At 70.9% G+C, this 18219-nt stretch carries 16 protein-coding genes; 10 read left to right on the plus strand and 6 right to left on the minus strand.

What is annotated here, in order from left to right; genetic code table 11:
• Nucleotides 1-38: 38 nt before the first annotated feature.
• The gene (locus FCH28_RS32170; protein WP_187363978.1) at nt 39-677 is read right to left on the minus strand and encodes a pyridoxamine 5'-phosphate oxidase family protein; all 639 of its coding nucleotides are present in this window, start codon (nt 675-677) and stop codon (nt 39-41) included.
• A 400-nt stretch (nt 678-1077) separates the two neighbouring features.
• Between FCH28_RS32170 and FCH28_RS32175 the strand changes: the two genes are divergently transcribed.
• Nucleotides 1078-1935: an esterase/lipase family protein gene (locus FCH28_RS32175; RefSeq protein ID WP_136743737.1), complete on the plus strand. Its 858-nt coding sequence runs from the start codon at nt 1078-1080 to the stop codon at nt 1933-1935.
• Between the two features lie 203 nt (nt 1936-2138).
• Here FCH28_RS32175 and FCH28_RS32180 read toward each other — a convergent pair whose 3' ends face one another.
• On the minus strand, nt 2139-2759 hold the full coding sequence (locus FCH28_RS32180) for a TetR/AcrR family transcriptional regulator (RefSeq protein WP_136743738.1): 621 nt from the start codon (nt 2757-2759) through the stop codon (nt 2139-2141).
• Nucleotides 2760-2918: 159 nt separating this feature from the next.
• Between FCH28_RS32180 and FCH28_RS32185 the strand changes: the two genes are divergently transcribed.
• Nucleotides 2919-3401 carry an SRPBCC family protein gene (locus FCH28_RS32185; protein WP_136743739.1) on the plus strand — a complete coding sequence of 161 codons (483 nt, stop codon included), beginning with the start codon at nt 2919-2921 and terminating at the stop codon, nt 3399-3401.
• A gap of 167 nt (nt 3402-3568) precedes the next feature.
• Here FCH28_RS32185 and FCH28_RS32190 read toward each other — a convergent pair whose 3' ends face one another.
• A complete protein-coding gene (locus FCH28_RS32190; protein ID WP_246103423.1) occupies nt 3569-4864 on the minus strand; it encodes an APC family permease in 1296 nt (431 codons plus the stop codon).
• Nucleotides 4865-4944: 80 nt separating this feature from the next.
• On the opposite strand from FCH28_RS32190, the gene FCH28_RS32195 reads away from it, so the two are divergent.
• Nucleotides 4945-5412, plus strand: coding sequence for an Lrp/AsnC family transcriptional regulator (locus FCH28_RS32195; RefSeq protein WP_136743740.1), 468 nt, complete (start codon nt 4945-4947; stop codon nt 5410-5412).
• Nucleotides 5413-5538: 126 nt separating this feature from the next.
• Here the strand turns inward: FCH28_RS32195 and FCH28_RS32200 are convergent, their stop codons facing one another.
• Entirely contained in the window at nt 5539-6576 is a 1038-nt protein-coding gene (locus FCH28_RS32200) for a lytic polysaccharide monooxygenase auxiliary activity family 9 protein (RefSeq protein WP_136743741.1), read from the minus strand.
• A 732-nt stretch (nt 6577-7308) separates the two neighbouring features.
• Here FCH28_RS32200 and FCH28_RS32205 point away from each other — a divergent pair.
• Nucleotides 7309-8550, plus strand: coding sequence for a DNA sulfur modification protein DndB (locus tag FCH28_RS32205; RefSeq protein ID WP_136743742.1), 1242 nt, complete (start codon nt 7309-7311; stop codon nt 8548-8550).
• Between the two features lie 218 nt (nt 8551-8768).
• Nucleotides 8769-9992, plus strand: coding sequence for a methyltransferase domain-containing protein (locus FCH28_RS32210; protein WP_187363979.1), 1224 nt, complete (start codon nt 8769-8771; stop codon nt 9990-9992).
• 22 nt (nt 9993-10014) lie between these two features.
• Here the strand turns inward: FCH28_RS32210 and FCH28_RS32215 are convergent, their stop codons facing one another.
• Nucleotides 10015-10944 (minus strand): GNAT family N-acetyltransferase, encoded by a 930-nt coding sequence (locus FCH28_RS32215; RefSeq protein ID WP_136743743.1) that lies wholly within the window; start codon nt 10942-10944, stop codon nt 10015-10017.
• Between the two features lie 212 nt (nt 10945-11156).
• Here FCH28_RS32215 and asnB point away from each other — a divergent pair, with 212 nt between their 5' ends.
• The 4 genes from asnB to FCH28_RS32235 all read left to right on the plus strand — a co-directional run bounded on the left by asnB (nt 11157) and on the right by FCH28_RS32235 (nt 15565).
• A complete protein-coding gene (asnB, locus tag FCH28_RS32220) occupies nt 11157-13100 on the plus strand; it encodes an asparagine synthase (glutamine-hydrolyzing) (protein ID WP_136743744.1) in 1944 nt (647 codons plus the stop codon).
• A 201-nt stretch (nt 13101-13301) separates the two neighbouring features.
• Nucleotides 13302-13691, plus strand: coding sequence for a GntR family transcriptional regulator (locus FCH28_RS32225; RefSeq protein ID WP_136743745.1), 390 nt, complete (start codon nt 13302-13304; stop codon nt 13689-13691).
• Between the two features lie 116 nt (nt 13692-13807).
• Entirely contained in the window at nt 13808-14584 is a 777-nt protein-coding gene (gene ddaH, locus FCH28_RS32230; RefSeq protein ID WP_136743746.1) for a dimethylargininase, read from the plus strand.
• 18 nt (nt 14585-14602) lie between these two features.
• Entirely contained in the window at nt 14603-15565 is a 963-nt protein-coding gene (locus tag FCH28_RS32235; protein ID WP_136743747.1) for a pirin family protein, read from the plus strand.
• 82 nt (nt 15566-15647) lie between these two features.
• Here the strand turns inward: FCH28_RS32235 and FCH28_RS32240 are convergent, their stop codons facing one another.
• On the minus strand, nt 15648-16775 hold the full coding sequence (locus FCH28_RS32240) for a DUF5925 domain-containing protein (protein WP_136743748.1): 1128 nt from the start codon (nt 16773-16775) through the stop codon (nt 15648-15650).
• A gap of 126 nt (nt 16776-16901) precedes the next feature.
• On the opposite strand from FCH28_RS32240, the gene FCH28_RS32245 reads away from it, so the two are divergent.
• Nucleotides 16902-18218 carry a glycoside hydrolase family protein gene (locus FCH28_RS32245; protein ID WP_246103424.1) on the plus strand — a complete coding sequence of 439 codons (1317 nt, stop codon included), beginning with the start codon at nt 16902-16904 and terminating at the stop codon, nt 18216-18218.
• The last annotated feature ends 1 nt before the right edge of the window (nt 18219 follow it).

Genomic DNA, 18219 nt, shown 5'->3' on the forward strand with positions numbered 1-18219 from the left:
CCTTCACCCCTCCATGACCCTTCACCCAGCGCGGACCTTCACCCGTAGAGCCGCTCCGCATACCGCGGGCCGTAGTGCTCCTCCAGCGCTTCCAGCGGTATGTCCTTGGCTTCGAGACCCTTGACGATCCGGGCGCGTGAGGGCAGCGCCTCCGGCTCCCAGGTCTCCGGCTTCCACAGATCCGAGCGCAGGAACGCCTTGGAGCAGTGGTAGAAGACCTCTTCGACCTCGACCAGCAGCGCGAGCCGCGGGCGGTTGCCCTTGACCGTCAGGTCGTCGAAGAACGGCGCGTCGCGCAGCAGCCGGGCGCGGCCGTTGATGCGCAGGGTGTCGCCGCGCCCCGGCAGGACGTAGTTCAGGCCGACATGCGGATTGCTGAGGACGTTCAGAAAACCGTCCATGCGCTTGTTGCCGGGGCGGTCCGGGATCACGAGGGTGGTCTCGTCCAGGACGTGGGTGAAGCCCGCGGGGTCGCCCTTGGGCGAGACGTCGCAGCGGCCGTCCGCGTCCGACGTGGCTATCAGACAGAACGGCGACCGCGCCAGCCACTGGCGGTCGAGATCGTGCAATCGGTCGCGCGTCTTGTGCGCCGCATGCGCATTGGGCTCGCCGATCAGCTCACGCAGCTCCGCCTCGGAGGAAATCTCCGCGATCCCCGCCAGGTCCGTCGTCTCCACCGGTCTCTCCCCTCAGTGCACTTCCCCCGCCGACGCGCTCTGGACGCGCTTGTCGATGCGCTGCCGATGCGCCGTCGGCGGGCCGCTGACCAGCCGTCGACGGGACCGCCGACCGGCTGTCGACGTGCCGTTGACGCGTCTTCGACTGTACGGGACTCCACTGACAATGCAGCCGGCCGTGACGCACGGGGACACCGCGCAAGCACGGTTCGGCCGCCGCGCACCCCGGACGTCCGGTGAGGGTTCTGTGCCACTTCCTTCACCGTCACGCGGCTGGCCCTCACTGCTTACTCGGCCGTAACTTAACTTTCAGTCAACATCTTTGGCCCTTGCGATCCGGATCGCAGGTGAACGGCTCACCGAGCTCTTCGGAGTCCCCTCACCCCGCAAGGAGCATCGTATGCAGCTGCGCTGGTCGCGTACGCTCACCGTCCTTCCCACACTCGCCCTGGCCGTCGGTGTCACGACGGCCGCGCCCGCCGCCGCCGACGCCCCCACCGTCAGCAGCGGTTGGAACAACTTCTCCTGCAAGCCGTCCGCCGAACACCCCCGGCCGGTGATCCTGGCCCACGGCACGCTCGGCAACTCCATCGACAACTGGCTCGGCCTCGCGCCCTACCTGGTGGCCCGCGGCTACTGCGTCTTCTCCCTGGACTACGGCCAGTTGCCCGGTGTACCGCTCTTCCACGGCCTGGGCCCGATCGACGAGTCCGCGCGGCAACTCGCCGCGTACGTCGACCGGGTGCTGGCCGCCACCGGGGCACCGAAGACCGATATCGTCGGCCACTCGCAGGGCGGCATGATGCCCCGGGTGTACCTGAAGTTCTACGGCGGCGCGGACAAGGTGAACGCGCTGGTCGGACTGGCTCCCGACAACCACGGCACCGATGTGAACGGCCTGACCCGGCTGCTGGACCTGTTCCCCGGTGCCAAGGACCAGATCGACAAGTTCACACCGGGGCTGTCCGACCAGATCGCCGGCTCGGACCTCCTCAACCGCCTCAACGAGGGCGGCGACACGGTCCCCGGTGTGCACTATACGGTCATCGCGACCCGGTACGACGAGGTCGTCACGCCGTACAAGTCCCAGTTCCTGGACGGCCCCGACGTACGCAACGTCGTGGTCCAGGACCTGTGTCCGCTCGATATCGCCGAGCATCTGGCCATCGGACTCGCCGACCCGGTCGCCTTCCACGAAACGGCCAACGCCCTCGACCCGGCCCACGCGACACCGACGACCTGTACGTCTACGCGGTGACGGAACAGGACGGGTGACGCGCCTCCCCGCCGGGAGCGGGGGCGCGCCCCAGGGGCGGGTGAGCGGTGCGACCTGCGTGCGGGCCCCTACCCCGCCGCCCACCCGCCCCTTTTGTTTTTTCCCCGCCGCCCACCCCCCTTCGGGGGGTGGGCGGGTGTAGTGCGTCGGCTTTCCCTAGGGGGCTGCCCCCCAGGGGCGGAGAGTCACGACATGCGTGGCTTCCGCCCCGGAGAGTCGGCCGGCCGGTCCAGTAGTGCGTCCGTGCACTGTTCCACCAGTGCCTCCGCGTGTGGGGGCAGCGGGGTGCCGCCCCGTAGATGACGGCGAATCAGCGACAGCGGGATGTCGATGAGGGCGAGTGACACCCGTTCGACGTCCTGTGCGTCGCTCGCCCCCACGGCTTCGGCGAGTTCCCTGACGGACGTGAGTACCCGCCGGTTCCCCTCCTCCGCGCGTCGTAGATGCTCCGCCGACCAGTCGTCCTGTCCGAAGTCCCGGGCGCCGTACAGCAGCAGCGTGGCCTCGTCGGGGTGCGCGCGGCTCCACGCCACGACGTACCGGGACGCCGCCCGGCCCGCCGCGCGCGGGTCCTCGGACGACTTCAGTGCCGCGAAGTAGCCCTCCTGGAAGCCCTCCACGGTCCGCAGCCACACCTCGGCGAGCAGGGCGGAACGGCCGGCGAACCGGTGATAGAGCGAACCGCTGGGCGCGCCGGCGTACGCGGCGACCGCGGACATGGTGACGCCGGAGGGGCCGGACTCGGCGGCCAGCCGGACGGCGACGTCGAGGAGCAGCGGCGTATCGAAGCGGGGTGGCCTGGCCATGTTCTAGAGGGTACCCTCCAATTGTATTGGAGATTGGTCTCTAGAACATGCGGAGCGACTGCGCAGGGGCGCCCTGGGCTGCCCGGAACCATCGGGGCAGCCGGCCGGGATGCCCGGCGGGGCAGCGCTCTGCGCCCTCCGGACAGGAGCGTGTGAGTGATGGGTGTCTACAACGTGCACGAGAGGGTGCTGTCGGCGCCCAGGGCCGAGGTCGGGCTGCTGATCGACGGGCTGTCCGGCAGCGCCGACCGGCTGTGGCCGGGCGGCGACTGGCCGCCGATGGTGCTCGACGGGCCCCTGGGGCCGGGTGCCCGTGGCGGTCACGGACCGGTGCGCTACACCGTGGCGGCGTATGTCCCGGGCCAGTGGGTGCGGTTCACCTTCCGAGGGCCGCGCGGCTTCCACGGCTTCCACGAGTACACCGCGCACCCGCTGGACGAGGGCCGCACCGTGCTGCGCCACACCCTCGCGATGCGGGCCCGGGGTGCGGCCCGGTTCACCTGGCCGCTGGTCTTCCGGCCGTTCCATGACGCGGTCCTGGAGGACAGCCTGGACCGTGCCGAGCAGGCCTGCACCGGCACGGTCGCGCGGCCCTCCCGCTGGAGCCCGTACGTCCGTCTGCTGCGCCGGTTCGCCCGGTGATCCCCTCCGCGTCGTTCACCCGGTGGGCTTCTTCAGCGGCTGACCTGCCGCGGGTGACGGGTGACGGGTGACGGGTGACGGCGGGCGTACGGAGCCCCGGTGCCTCCCGAGTGCCCCGCGCCCCCCGAATATCCCGGTGCCTCCGTGAATGCCCTGCCGCCGCGTCCTCACCGACCAGCGAATCGACGCAGCGTCAGAAAGCAGAAGGAGGCGAGCGCCAGCGCCGTGGGAATCAGCAGCAGCCACCCGGAGAAGGCCAGCACCGCCGCCGTCAGTACGGAGCTTGCGAGCACGCCGCACCACAGGGGAGTGCGGCGCGGGAGCAGCACCAGCGCGGCGGCCAGCCCGGCGAGGGTCACCGCCGCCAGACAGGTGGCGGTCGCCCGCATCAGCGGTTCGAGACCGGCGCCGTCGGCGCCGCCGAAGCCGGCCGCCGTGGCCAGGAGGACGGCCGTCCCGCCCAGCACCGCGAGGGAGCGGCGCGGCGCCTCGCCCGGCCCGCCGCCCTTGGCCAGCCAGCGGGGCGCCGCCCCGTCCCGGCCGAGTGCCGCGCCGAGTCGGGAGGCGCCGGCCAAGTAGGAGTTGACCGCGCCGAAGGTGAGGAAGAGCGCCGCCGCGGCGGCCACCGGGCGGGCGGCCACGCCCACGCTCTGGGCGAGCAGCGCGGTCAGCGGGGTGTCGGTGTCGGCGGCGGCCGGCCCCAGCGCGCCGATCGTGGCCACCGCGAGCCCCAGGTAGAGCACGGTGATGACGGCGAGGGTGTAGCGGGTCACCCGCGGCAGGTCCCGCCCGGGGTCGGCGAATTCGCCGGACAGATGGCTCGCCGCCTCCCAGCCGGCGAACGCGAAGAACAGCACCGCCGCCGCCGAACCGACCGAGGTCCAGCCACCGGGCATGAACGGCGTGAAGTGCGCGGCGGTCACGTGGGGTGCGGCGGCCAGCACCGCGCACAGCAGCACCGCCGCCAGCAGACCGCCGAGCAGCAACTGCACCCGGCCCGACATCCGCAGGCCGACGGCGTTGGACGCCAGCGCCCCGGCGAGCACCAGCCCGCCGACCGCCGTCGCGCCCGCCTCACCCCAGCCGGCCGCGTCGGCCACGTACTTCCCGCCGATCCAGGACGCCGAGACGACACCGATCGGTACCGCCCCGTAGAACCACCAGCCGACGACCGCCGCCGCCCGCGGCCCCATCGCCCGGTGCACATACGTGGCCACGCCCCCGCCGTCCGGGAACCGTGCGCCCAGTGCCGCGAAGGCGGCGGCCACCGGGACGCACATGGCCAGCAGTACGACCCAGGCCAGGACCGAGGCGGGGCCCGCTGCCGAGGCGGCCAGGGACGGCAGGGTCAGAACGCCGGGACCCAGGACGGCGCCGGCGCACAGCGCGGTACCGCTCCCGATGCCCAGTTTCCGTACATCCGGATGTGCAGAAGCGGGGAGAGTTGTTTCTTGTACGGTCACAGTTGCTGAAGTTAACCGTCAGAGTGATCGATCGGGGCTCTCGCCGAATGAAATTCGGTGGATGACGCACCATGGATGCCATGGACGACATTGATTCGGCGATTGTCCGCGAACTGCAGCGCGATGCGCGGCAGACCAATCGCGAGCTGGCCCGCCTGCTGAACATCGCCCCCTCCACCTGCCTGGAGCGGGTCCGCGCGCTGCGCGCCCGCGGCGTGATCACCGGATATCGCGCGACGGTGGACCTGCGCGCCCTGAACCGCCCCGTCCAGGCGCTGCTCACGGTCCGCATCCGCCCCATGAACCGCGAGGTCATCGAGCGTTTCAAGGCGTTCCTGACCTCCCTGCCCGAGGTCCTCAACGTCTACGTGGTCGCGGGCGGCGACGACTTCCTCGTCCATGTCGCCGTCCCGGATGTCGACCGGCTGCACGCGCTTCTGATGGACCAGGTCTTCAAACGCCGCGAGGTCGTCGACTGCCGCAGCTCGGTGATCTATCAGCATGTCGCCAACGACATCATCGAGGCGCTGCCGCCCAACGGGTCGTGAGGCCGGGCCCGAACCGTGCGACGCCGCCCCTGGCGCAGATCAGGGGCGGCGTCGCGGGGAACCGGGAGCTGTCGCGGTCAGCCCCCGGCGGGACCCGTACCGACCGGACCGGTCGGTACGGCGGGATCAGCCGCGGTGCCGGGCGGCCTTGCGGCGGGCGGTGGTGAACAGGAACGCGGCGCCGACGGCGAGTACGGCGGCGCCGGCGATGGCGATCGGGCCGGTGGAGGAGTCCCCACCGGTCTCGGCCAGCCGCTGGCCGTCGACCGGCTTGGCGGCGCCGTCCGGGTGCGGGCCGCCGGCGTCGTGGCCGCCGCCCAGTGCCGGGTCGTCCGCTCCGGCCGCCTGGGCCGCGTCGGTGTGGCCGGTGGCGCCGTGGTTGGTGGCGCCGTGGTCGTGGTGGCCCGTGCCGATGGACGACTTTCCGGCGCCCGCGGCTATCTGGGTGTCGGTCGGGGCGGAAGCGGAGGGAGCGGGGGCGGGCGCGGCGGCGGAGCCGGCCGAACTGCCGCTGCCCGAACCGCCGTTGTCCTTGCCGAAGACGACGTCGGAGCAGGTGTAGAACGCCTCGGGGCTGTCCGACCGCTGCCAGATGCTGTAGATCAGGTGCCGGCCGGACTTGGCGGGGACCTTGCCGTCGAAGACGTAGTCACCGTTGGTGAGCTTCGGGTCGACGACCTTCGCGAACGGCTTGGACTCCAGGTCGGACCACTTCAGCGGCTTGGTCGGGTCATAGCTGTCCTTGGTGATGTACAGCTCGAACGAGCCCTTGTGCGGGGCGGTGGCCTTGTAGCGGAACGTGTGCTTCCCGGCCGCCAGCTTGGAGGACGGCCAGTCGGCGCGCGGCAGGTCCAGGCCCTTGTACTCGGGGCTGTTGGCGCTGCACAGCTTGCCGTCCGGGATACGGGTCTTGGACTGGCCGCCCGCGTTGCCGTCCCGTACGCCGTTCCAGTCGTAGAGCGCCTGGGCTCCGCCGACCTGCACGGCGGCCTTGCACGCCGCGGACCGGGGGCTCTCGGGGCCCTCCGCGTAACAGGCCGAGACCCGGCTGACCGGGTCCGTCATCGAACCGTGCGCGGCGGCCGGGCTCGCGGCGAGAGCGGTGAGCGCGAGCGGGGCGATGCCGACCAGAGCGATCCCGGTGGCCTTGCGACGAGCGGTCATCGTGGGGGTCTCCTTCATCAGGTTCATCAGGTTCATCAGGTGCGTCAGGGGGGTGGGACGGGGCGGGGGCAGGAGCCGGAAGGCGGTGGGGGAAGGCGGTGGGGGGTCGGAACACGTACGCCGGTGCCGCCCCCCGTCGAGCGGCGCCGACGGCACGCGAGTCCGCCTTGCGAGAAGCACGCTAGCCGTGCTGACCAGCGGATTTGAGAGCCGAAGGCGGATCGGGGGGATCTTTATGGTGGCGTTAAGACGGCACTAAGCGGGGGCACAGGCAGGCGGGGAGGAAACGGGCATCGTGGGTTGGGCGTGGCGTGTCCGCCGTCCTCAACTGTCCAAGCCAGTCCGCTGGGATCTGCCGTTGGTGGCTCCCAACGCGCTCCCCGGCGGCTTCCCCGTGGCTCCCCGGCAGTGTCACGGGGAAGCCGGCGCGTGTTGGCGGGCGTCCGAGTTTGCGCTGATGCGCTTCGGCGGTCGGTTCTAGTCGCCACCAACACCAACACCAACACCAACACCAGCAACATGCAGGAGCTGCGCAGAAACTTCCATCAACTACGCGGGAAATTACCTTCGCTACGCATCACTTGCTCTCTTTTGATCGAGGCCGGCCGTCAATTGACCAGCTTAAAAAGATGAATTGCTGGTGGCCTTCTGGCGTATTAGCTTCATATCTACGCGCTGACGACGAATCAGTTCCCGAGTGGGGACTTCGCCGGCGTGCCCAAGGAGGCAACCTTGCCTAAGATCCACATTCCGGTGATCGGCTACACACAGGGTGGGCGTCAGATGATGACCACGGCGATGAGTGCGCCTGACCTGGTGACGATGGTGACAAAGCCGGCCGCGTGGAATCCGGTCAAGACGGACGCTCATGGCAACCGTCCTCGCGACACCAATCACCTCAAGGGAATTGTGAAGTACCTGGAGGATGAGGAGCACTTTGTCCTCGGTGCTGCGGTGCTTTACCTCACTTCGAAGGAGGCCACGTTCACGCCGCACGCGATCCCTGGCGTCACGACCGAGTACGACGCAGCTCAGGTCGGCCTCCTTTCGGTCGACATCGGTGCCAAGTTCGACATCGGCGACGGGCAGCACCGGATCGGCGCGTACGAGGACGTCGTGCAGAACCGTGACGACGATGACCCGATCATTGAGCGGCTCAAGGAATCGGGCCAGCCTCTGATCATCGTCATCGAAGACGATCACAAGCGGCGGGCGCAGGACTTTGCCGACCTGCAGCGCAACGTCAAGGCGCCGACTCAGTCGCTCGGCCAGTCCATGGACCGCCGCCAGGCGATCAACCGGGAGCTCAGCGACCTGTTCGACACCATCCCTGTGTTCCAGGACCGGGTCGAGTACCTCAAGGACAACCCCGGGAAGCTCTCCGCGAAGTTGTTCTCCTTCAAGACTGTTCGCTACGTCTCCGGGCTGCTCCTGGTGGGCAACAAGTACCGCACGCCCACGACGATGGACAAGGCGGTCAATGATCGCTTCGAGGGGGAGGACGCGACGGAGGCGCGTGATGAATTGATCGCCTACTGGACCGCCCTGGGCGAGATGGCGAGGTTCGCCGATGTGATCGAGGGCGAGGTGAAGGGCGCGGAACTTCGTGAGGCGACCTACCTTCTGTCGGCCGGCGTGCTCTACGCCATCGCCTACGCCGTCTACTCGATCAAGAGCGCGGCCGCGGTCTTGGCCGACTCCGCCACCCCGGACTTTAAGGAGAAGATCGCGAACATCATTCCGCTGGCCGTCAGGGCCCTGGACGACGTCGACTTTGCGCGCATCCCTGACGAGAAGATCAAGAAGGCCACTGCGGACGATCCTCTGACCGAGGACGACAGCATCTTCGTCGGTAACCTCATCGAGCCCGCGACCGGGAAGCTGGCGGCCGGCCGTACTGCGTGGGAAGGCGCGGGGATGAAGCTGGCGCGCGTCATCCTGGACAACGACGAACTGTCCTTCCTGACGAAGTAACCACAGCCGTGGTGCCCGCTCTTGCTTGAGATCCCTGAACGGGCACCATCTTGGCCAGTGTGGTGTGGTCAAGCGCTGTGTCGTCTTGCCACGCTGCTCGTACGTGGTCGAGCACGGCTGGATCAACGTGGATCACATGCCGCAAGAGATCGCGGGGGTGCGCCTGTTGTCCATCCGCCGTCCGGGCCGTTGTCAGTGGTCGCTGGCACCATCGAGACATGAGCACCGACCAGACCGCCGATCAGCCCGCCGACTCGCCCGCCGTCCAAGGTGGTTCGCCGCTGCCGACTGTCGACGCCGCCTACTGGGAAGCCGCTGCCGAGGCTTTCGATGACGAGCCCGATCACGGGCTGCGTGATCCTGTCGTCCGTGCCGCCTGGGACGCCCGGCTGCGTTCCTGGCTGCCGGCCGTGCCCGCCCGGATCCTGGATCTCGGCTGCGGTACGGGGAGCCTGGCCCTGCTCGCCGTTGAGCAGGGCCACCAGGTCACCGGCGTGGACCGCTCACCCGGCATGATCGCGCGGGCGCGGGCCAAGCTCGCGGGGCGGGACGCCGGGTTCCTGGTCGGTGATGCTGCCGAACCGCCGGTGGGGGAGCGGCGGTTCGATGCCGTCCTGGTACGCCATGTGCTGTGGGCGCTGCCCGATCCGGCGGCCGCGCTGCGTCGCTGGGCCGGTCTGCTCGCACCCGGCGGCCGTCTGGTGCTGATCGAGGGACGCTGGGGCGAGGCCGACCCGATAGGCATCCCGGCGGGCGAACTGGTCTCCCTCGCCGCCCCGTTGGCGGAGCGTACGCATCTGGAGGAGCTCTCCTATGACTCCGCTCTCTGGGGCAAGGAGGTCAACGACGAGCGGTACGCGCTGATTGTTCATCTGGGGGCGGGCGCGGCCATGTCCAGGGCCGTGACCACGGTCTCCGACCGGGCGGCGGCCGTCCGCCACACCGAAGTCGTCGACGTCCACCTGGTGTTGCGACGTGGCGATGAGGTGCTTCTCGCCCGCCGGTCCGGCACCGGCTATGCGGACGGCCTGCTGCACGCCCCTTCGGGCCATGTCGAGGACGGTGAGGACGTCCGGGAGGCGATGATCCGCGAGGCGGCGGAGGAACTCGGGCTGCGGCTGGCGCCCGAAGACCTCCGTGTCGTCCTGGTGATGCAGCACCGCGCCCCTGATCCGGCGGCGCGGCCCCGGATCGGCTGGTTCTTCGAGGCGGCGTACGGGGCGGGCGGCGAACCGTGGAACCGTGAGCCGGACAAGTGCTCGCAGCTGGCGTGGTTCCCGATGGCGGAGCTGCCCGATGACATGGTCGCGTACTGCCGGGCGGGGCTGGACGGGCTGCGTGCCGGCCACCGTTTCCTGATCCACTGGCACCGGCCCGGCGACTCCATAGCCCACGATCCGTCAGCCCCGGGCCGGGTGGTGGCTCTCGACGACGCGCGCTAGGCGGCCCCGCCTTCCTCCCTCCTCACCCCCGTCCCAGCTCCCGTACGCACCGCCATTCGGCGCCCGCCGGCCGGTAGCCGAAGGCGTGGTTGATCGCGAGCATCGGGGCGTTGTCGGCGTCGTTGCCGGTGAAGGCTTCGGTGCAGCCGGCGTCCCGGGCGCGGCGCAGGGAGTCCGTCTTGGCGAGCCGGGCCAGCCCCCGGCCCCGGTGGGCGCGGCGGGTGCCGGTCATGCCCGAGGAGTAGCGGCCGAGGCCGTCGGTCGAGGCCAGGCTGTACGCCGCGATCTCGCCGTCGACGGTCACCACCGAGGTGAGGTCCAGGTCGATGTCGGGGTGCTCCCAGGTGTGCTGCAGCCAGTCCTCGTAGGTCATGGCGTCGCTCGCCACATCACCGGGCTCGTCCGCCGCGGCCTCGGAGTCCGCGGCGAACAGCGGATAGGGGTCGGCCCCGAAGTCCGCGCCGGTGCACAGCCGGACGCCGGGCGGCAGGGCGTCGGGGAGCTGCGGCAGATCGGCGGTCGTGAGGTCGAGCCGCAGAAAGCGGGCGCTGCGGGTGCGCCGGTAGCCGTGGCGTTCCGCGAAGGAGAGCGCGCCGGGCTCGTCGAGCACCCAGGCGAAGACATGGGTGGCGCCGACCGCGGACAGATGCTCCTCGGCCGAAGCCAGCAGCGCGCTGCCGATGCCCCGGCCCCGGTGGTCCGGGTGCACCTGCGGCATGGTCGCGCCCTGGCCGGGGACGCTGCTGTCGTGCAGCAGATGGCCGCGGACCGCGCCGACGACCCGGCCGTCCTGCTCGGCGACGAACTGCCGTTGGCGTTGCGCCGCCGGGGCGGTGGCGATCCGCCAGGCGATGCCCTGCGGCGTGGAGATCAGCGACGGCAGCGCGGCGCGCCGCAGGTCGGCGACGGCCTTGGCGTCGGAGGGCTGGTAGTCGCGCACGGTGATCGTCATGGCCGCGGACGGTACGCCGTCGCCTGGCCCGCTGCCTCTCATTTTCCGCTGAGCGGTGCGCGGGTGGCTCGTTCGGGTGGCTCGTTCCGGACGGTCCGGCGCGGACACCCTCAGCTATATGTGGCACCTACACCTATTCCGGCGTACCGTGATCGTCGCAGGCCATCGCCGGTACGCGATGGCCCGCCGCAGACGAAGGAGGAGCCGCGACCATGTGCGGAATCACCGGATGGATCTCCTACGACAACGACCTCACCACACAGCGCCGCACCCTTGACGCGATGACCGGCACGATGGCCTGCCGCGGCCCGGATGCCGCCGGCATCTGGCTCGGCACGCACGCCGCATTCGGCCACCGCCGGCTCGCCGTCATCGACATCGACGGCGGCAGGCAGCCCATGAGCGTCGAAGCGGACGGCCGCACCCCGACGCGACCCACAAGTGCCGAACGCGACGGCCGTGCCCCCGCACAACCCAGCCCCGCACAACCCACCAGCATCGAACACGACGGCCGCACCCTGCTCGTCACCACCTACAGCGGCGAGGTCTACAACTACCGCGAATTACGTGCCGAGTTGGAGAACCTGGGCCACACCTTCCGTACGCAGAGCGACACCGAAGTGGTGCTGCACGCCTACCTGGAGTGGGGCGAGGCCTTCGCCCAGCGCCTGAACGGCATGTACGCCTTCGCGCTCTGGGACCCGCGGACCGAGGAACTCCTCCTGGTCCGCGACCGGATGGGCATCAAGCCGCTCTACTACCACCCCACCCCCGACGGCGTCCTCTTCGGCTCCGAGCCCAAGGCGATCTTCGCCCACCCGGCGGCGCGGCCCGTCGTGGACGCCGAGGGCCTCGCCGAGCTGATCACCTTCACCAAGACCCCCGGCCACGCCGTCTACAAGGGCATGCACGAACTCCGTCCCGGCCACCTCGTCCGGGTCACCCGTCGCGGCCTGACCATCAAGCGCTACTGGGCACTTGAGGCCCGCGAGCACACCGACGACCTCGACACCACCATCGCGCACATCCGCGAGCTGCTGGACGACATCGTCGCCCGCCAGCTGATCGCCGACGTGCCGCTGTGCACCCTGCTCTCCGGCGGCCTGGACTCCTCGGCCATCACCGCCCTCGCCGCCCGCGCGCTCACCGCGGCGGGCAGCGGCCCGGTCCGCTCGTTCGCCGTGGACTTCACCGGCTACACCGAGAACTTCAAGGCCGACGACCTGCGCGGCACCCCCGACGGGCCGTACGCGCACGCGCTCGCCGAGCACGTCCGCTCCGACCACCACGACATCGTCCTGGACACCGCCGCCCTGATGGATCACGGGCACCGGGCCGCCGTCCTGGCCGCCCGCGATCTGCCCAACGGCTTCGGCGACGGCGACACCTCCCTCTTCCTGCTCTTCAAGGCGATCCGCGAGCAGTCGACGGTCGCCCTGTCCGGTGAGTCCGCAGACGAGGTCTTCGGCGGCTACAGCTGGTTCCACAACCCCGAAGCCGTCCATGCGGATACGTTCCCCTGGGCCGCGGCGGGCGTCGCCGGCCGGTTCGCCGGCGGCACGGCCACCCGTGAGGCGCTGCTGGACCCCGGACTGCTCGGCAAGCTCGACCTGCCCGGCTACGAGGCCCGCCGCTACCGCGAGGCACTGGCCGAAGTCCCGTACCTGGACAGTGACACGGGGCTCCAGCGCCGGATGCGGGAGATCAGCTACCTCCATCTCACCCGCTTCGTGCAGATCCTGCTGGACCGCAAGGACCGGGCCAGCATGGCCGTCGGCCTGGAGGTCCGCGTCCCGTTCTGCGACCACCGTCTGGTCGAGTACGTCTTCAACACCCCCTGGTCGATGAAGACCTTCGACGGCCGTGAGAAGTCGCTGCTGCGCGCCGCCGCCCGCGACGTACTGCCGGACGCGGTGGCCGACCGGGTCAAGAGCCCCTACCCCAGCACCCAGGACCCGCGCTACGCCGAAGCGCTGCGCGCCGAGCTCAAGGATCTGCTGGCGGACCGCGACGCCCCCGTGCGCCCGCTCCTGGACGCCGACACCGCCGCACGGGCCACCGCCGACGGCGCGACGTCCGACATCCGCCCCGGCGCCGAACTCGTCCTCGGGATGGATGCCTGGCTGCGGACCACCGGGACGACGCTGGAGCTGTGACGGAGGAGCGGTCACCGCTTCGGCCACCCCCGACGCGTGGACCGCCCAGGCCTGCCGGCCCGTAGGCGGAACGCCCGGTTTCCGGCACGGAGGGCGCTCCTGGCGCACAATGGGTGCGACAAACCGCGCACCGACGGGTACGTGCACTCAGGTGCGTCTCACGTACCCGCCCGCCCCACCACCAGCACCAGGAGCGCCACCGTGTCCCCGCAGACCCTCACGATCACCATCGACCCGGACGCGGCCGACGCGCCGTTCGAGCAGGTACGCACCCAGATCGCCGACCAGGCCAGGGACGGCGGCCTGCCCGTCGGCTACAAACTCCCCACCGTCCGCGGCCTCGCCGAAGAGCTCGGCCTCGCCGCGAACACCGTCGCCAAGGCCTACCGCGCCCTGGAGGCCGACGGCGTGATCGAGACCCGGGGCCGCAACGGCAGCTTCGTCGCGGCAGCGGGCGACGCCGCCGACAAGGAGGCCGCCGCGGCCGCCGACAGCTACGCCCGCCGCGCCCAGCGCCTCGGCCTGGACCGGCGCGCCGCCCTCGCCGCCGTCGAGGACGCCCTTCGCGCGACGTACGGAACGGACAGCTGACCCTGCCCCGCCCCGGCGACAGGCAGCGCCCCTCCCGCGTCACCCACCCCACCAACCGACCATCCCACCAACCGACCACCCCGCCACTGCCCACCCCACCCACCCGAAAGAAGCGCATGCCCAGCCAGCACGCTCTCGTCCGCCGTCCCGGCCCCCGCCTCGCCGAAGGGCTGGTCACCCATATCGACCGGCGGCCGGTGGACCCCGCGCGCGGACTGCGCCAGTGGGAGGGCTATGTCCAGGCGCTGCGCGACCACGGCTGGCGAACCACCGAGGTGGCCCCCGCCGACGACTGCCCGGACTCGGTCTTCGTCGAGGACACCATGGTCGTCTTCCGCAATGTCGCGCTGATCGCCCGCCCGGGGGCGGACTCCCGCAGGCCCGAGACCCGTGGCGCACGCGAGGCGGCGGAGGCGCTCGGCTGCTCCGTCAACGAGGTCCGGGCGCCGGGGACGCTCGACGGCGGGGACGTGCTGAAGATCGGCGACACCGTCTACGTCGGACGCGGCGGCCGTACGAACGCGGACGGCGTACGCCAACTCCGCGCCACCTTCGAGCCGTTGGGCGCCCGGGTCGTCGCCGTGCCGGTGCGCAAGGTGCTGCACCTGAAATCCGCGGTCACGGCCCTGCCGGACGGCACCGTCATCGGCTACCCACCGGTGGTCGACGACCCCGCGGCGTTCCCGCGCTTCCTGCCCGTCCCGGAGGAGTCCGGCGCGCATGTCCTGCTGCTGGGCGGCGGCCGGCTGCTGATGTCCACCAGCGCGCCCAGGACCGCGGAACTCCTCGCCGACCTGGGATATGAGCCCGTGCCGGTGGACATCGAGGAGTTCGAGAAGCTGGAGGGCTGTGTGACATGCCTGTCCGTACGCCTGCGCGAGCTCTACGCCTGACCGCCATATCGTGACCGCATGAGCAACCTCGATCTCAAACCGACACCCAGCCTGTGCGGGGGCAACACCCGCACAGGACCGGTGCGTGACGTCCAGCCCGGCAGACAGGTGCCGCTCGGTGAGAGCACCGTCGTCCGCCGGCTGCTGCCCAACCTCGGCCGGCGGATGGTCGGCGCCTGGTGCTTCGTGGACCACTACGGGCCCGACGACATCGCCGACGAGCCGGGAATGCAGGTGCCGCCGCATCCGCACATGGGCCTGCAGACCGTCAGCTGGCTGCGCGAGGGCGAGGTGCTGCACCGCGACAGCCTGGGCAGCCTGCAGACCGTACGGCCGCGCGAGTTGGGGCTGATGACGTCGGGGCGCGCCATCGCGCACTCCGAGGAGTCGCCCCGCGACCATGCGCCGATGCTGCACGGCGCCCAGCTGTGGGTGGCGCTCCCCGGCGAGCACCGCAATGCCGCTCCGGACTTCGAGCACCACACCGACCTGCCGGTGATCACCGGTGGCGGCGGCCTCTCCGCCACCGTCATCCTCGGCGAACTGGCCGGCGCCGCCTCGCCCGGCACCACCTACTCGCCACTCGTCGGCGCCGACCTCACCCTCGCCGCCGGCACCGACACCCGGCTGCCCCTCGACCCCGATTTCGAGTACGCGGCCCTGACCATCTCCGGCGAGAGCGAGGTGGACGGCGTACGACTGGCACCCGGCGCACTCCTCTACCTCGGCTGCGGCCGCGCCGAGTTGCCGCTGCGCGCCGACGCCGACAGCAGCCTGATGCTCCTCGGCGGCGAGCCGTTCGAGGAGGACATCGTGATGTGGTGGAACTTCGTGGGGCGGTCGCACGAGGACATCGCCACGGCCCGCGCGGACTGGATGTCCGGCGCCCGCTTCGGTGAGGTGCGGGGCTATGACGGGGACCGGCTGGCCGCTCCCGACCTCCCGCCGGGGCCGCTGAAGCCGCGGGGGCGGGTGCGCTGAGCCGGCGGTGTGGCCGGCACACCCGCGGACACGGACACCCCCGGACACGCACACCCGCAGACACGTAGACCCGCAGACCCGCCTACAAGTACATCCCCGCATCCACCCCCGCGTCCTGGGCCGGCACCGAGGCCGGGCGGGTGCCGCGGCGCAGGGCGTACAGTTCGGCGAGCGAGGCACCCTCGCGGCCGATGGCGTCCTCCCGGCCGCCGGCCTCCCTGCCGAGCCAGTTCACCGCTTCCGTGCGGGTCAGCGGCCCGACTTCGATACGGGCCAGACAGCGTCCCGGACGTACCACCGCGGGATGCATCCGCTCCAGGTCCTCGTTGGTGGTGACGCCGACCAGGACGTTGCGCCCCTGCCCGAGCAGCCCGTCCGTCAGGTTGAGCAGCCGGGACAGCGCCTGGCCCGCGGTGTGCTTGGCCTCGCCGCGGATCAGTTCGTCGCAGTCCTCCAGGAGCAGCAGCCGCCAGCGGCCCTTGCCGGTGCTGTCGTCCTCGCCGATGGCGATGTCCATGAGGTAGCCGACGTCGTTGAAGAGGCGTTCCGGGTCCAGTACGCAGTCCACCTGGCACCAGTCTCGCCAGGAGCGGGCCAGCGTGCGCAGCGCGGAGGTCTTGCCGGTGCCGGGCGGGCCGTGCAGCAACAGCAGCCGGCCGGCGATCTCGTCCGGTGCCACCTTCATCAGCCGGTCCATCGCCTCGGCCACCGGCGCGGTGTAGTTGGGCCGGATCTCCTCCCAGGTGCCGGCCGAGATCTGCCGGGAGGTACGGTGCGGCCCGCGCCGCGGCGAGTAGTACCAGAAGCCCATGGAGACGTTGTCCGGCTGCGGCTCGGGGTCGTCCTCCGCGCCGTCGGCCGACTGCCGCAGCACCTTCTCGGCCAGTTCGTCGCTGACGGCGGTGACCGTCACATCGGCGCCGCGGTTCCAGCGGGAGATCAGCAGCGTGAAACCGTCGCCCTCCGCCAGGGTGGCGCTGCGGTCGTCGTCGCGCGCCGAACGCAGGATCCGCGCGCCCGGCGGCAGCAGCGTCAGGCCGGACTTCACCCGTTCCACGGAGCGGCTGCGGGCGTACGGCTGGTGGCCCTTGGCGAAGCGCCCGAGGAAGAGCGCGTCGACGACATCGGAAGGGGAATCGCTGTCGTCCAGGTTGAGACGGATCGGGAGGGACTCGTCGGTGGCGGGGGGCTGGACGTGTTCGGCGCACATGCGGCCATGATCCGGCACATGGCCCGCCTCGTACACGCATTATCGCGGCTAGTCTTGTCCGTTGTGCGACGCCTTGGTGGGGAACGTCAGCGACGGGGCAGGGCCCGAGCGGCTCGTGTGGTGGCGGTGGTCGCCGGAATCGGGCTGGCCGTCCTGGGGACGCTGCTGGTGAGGTACGGAATTCCCTCCGATGCGAAGGCGCCGCGCGGGGCGGGGGCCGCCGGAACCGATGTCGGCTGGGGATTCACCCACACCCAATTCAGCGCCGACCGTGGCACGGACCGTTCCGTCGAGCGGGCCGAACGGCTGCTCTCCGCCCACTCGATGCCGCAGAATCAGCACATCATGGGCTGGGGCGCCCGGAATCCCGAACCGAGTCCCGGGCACTACGACTTCACGGACCTGGACCGTCGTATCGGACTCATCCGCCGCACCGGCGGCACCCCCGTACTGACCCTGTGCTGCTCACCGGACTGGATGAAGGGCGGCGCGGCCGGACACACCGACTGGGGCGCGCTGGAGAAGGCACCCGACCCGGCGCATTACGCGGACTTCGCCGCCCTCGCCGGAAAGATCGCCCGGCGCTATCCGGACGTCCGGCACTTCGTCGTCTGGAACGAATTCAAGGGATTCTTCGACGACAGGCGGGGGCGCTGGGATTACGAGGGGTACACCCGGCTCTACAACCTGGTCCACCGGGAGCTGAAAAAGGCGAACGAGAAGAACTTGGTGGGTGGGCCTTATCTGGTGATGGACAGTGAGGGCGGCAGCGGCGCTTCCGGGTCGCCGTTGAAGGGGGCATGGGGGAATATCGACCGGCGGACGCTCGACGCCCTCGTGTACTGGGACCGGCACAAGGCGGGCGCGGATTTCGTCGTCGTCGACGGGTCCAGTTACAGCAAGGACGATCGCCATGTGCCGGGCCCGTTCGCGGCCACCCGGAAGTTCGCCGACGTGGGGCGCTGGATCCGCCGGGAGACCGGGCTGCCGCTGTGGTGGGCCGAGTGGTACGTCGAGGTCGCGGACGAGAACGACGACCGGGCCGGCTGGAGCGAACGGAAGCGGACCGCGGCGCAGGCCGTCGCGCTGATCGAGATGACGCTGGGCGGGGCCGACGGCGGTTTCTACTGGAATCCGCAGAACGAGGGATCGGGGAGCGGCGACTGCCCGGGGTGTTTGTGGAGTGGCACCGAACTCGGAGGCGGTGGACGGGAGTTGCCGATGATGCGACTGCTGTCCCGGTTCTCCCGGGCCTTTCCGCCGGGGACGCGGCTGCGTGACGTGGAGGTCGCGGGCGGCGGCCGCTCGGCGGTCCGGGTGCTGGCGGACGACCGTACGGCGATGGTCGTCAACACCTCGGGGCGGCGGAGCCCGGTGACGGTCGACGGGCGGGAGCTGGCGCTCGACGGATATCAGGTGCGCTGGCTCCGGCGGGCTTCCTGAC

Origin of the sequence: Streptomyces piniterrae, from assembly GCF_005048155.1 — a bacterium.
Lineage (GTDB): Bacteria > Actinomycetota > Actinomycetes > Streptomycetales > Streptomycetaceae > Streptomyces > Streptomyces piniterrae.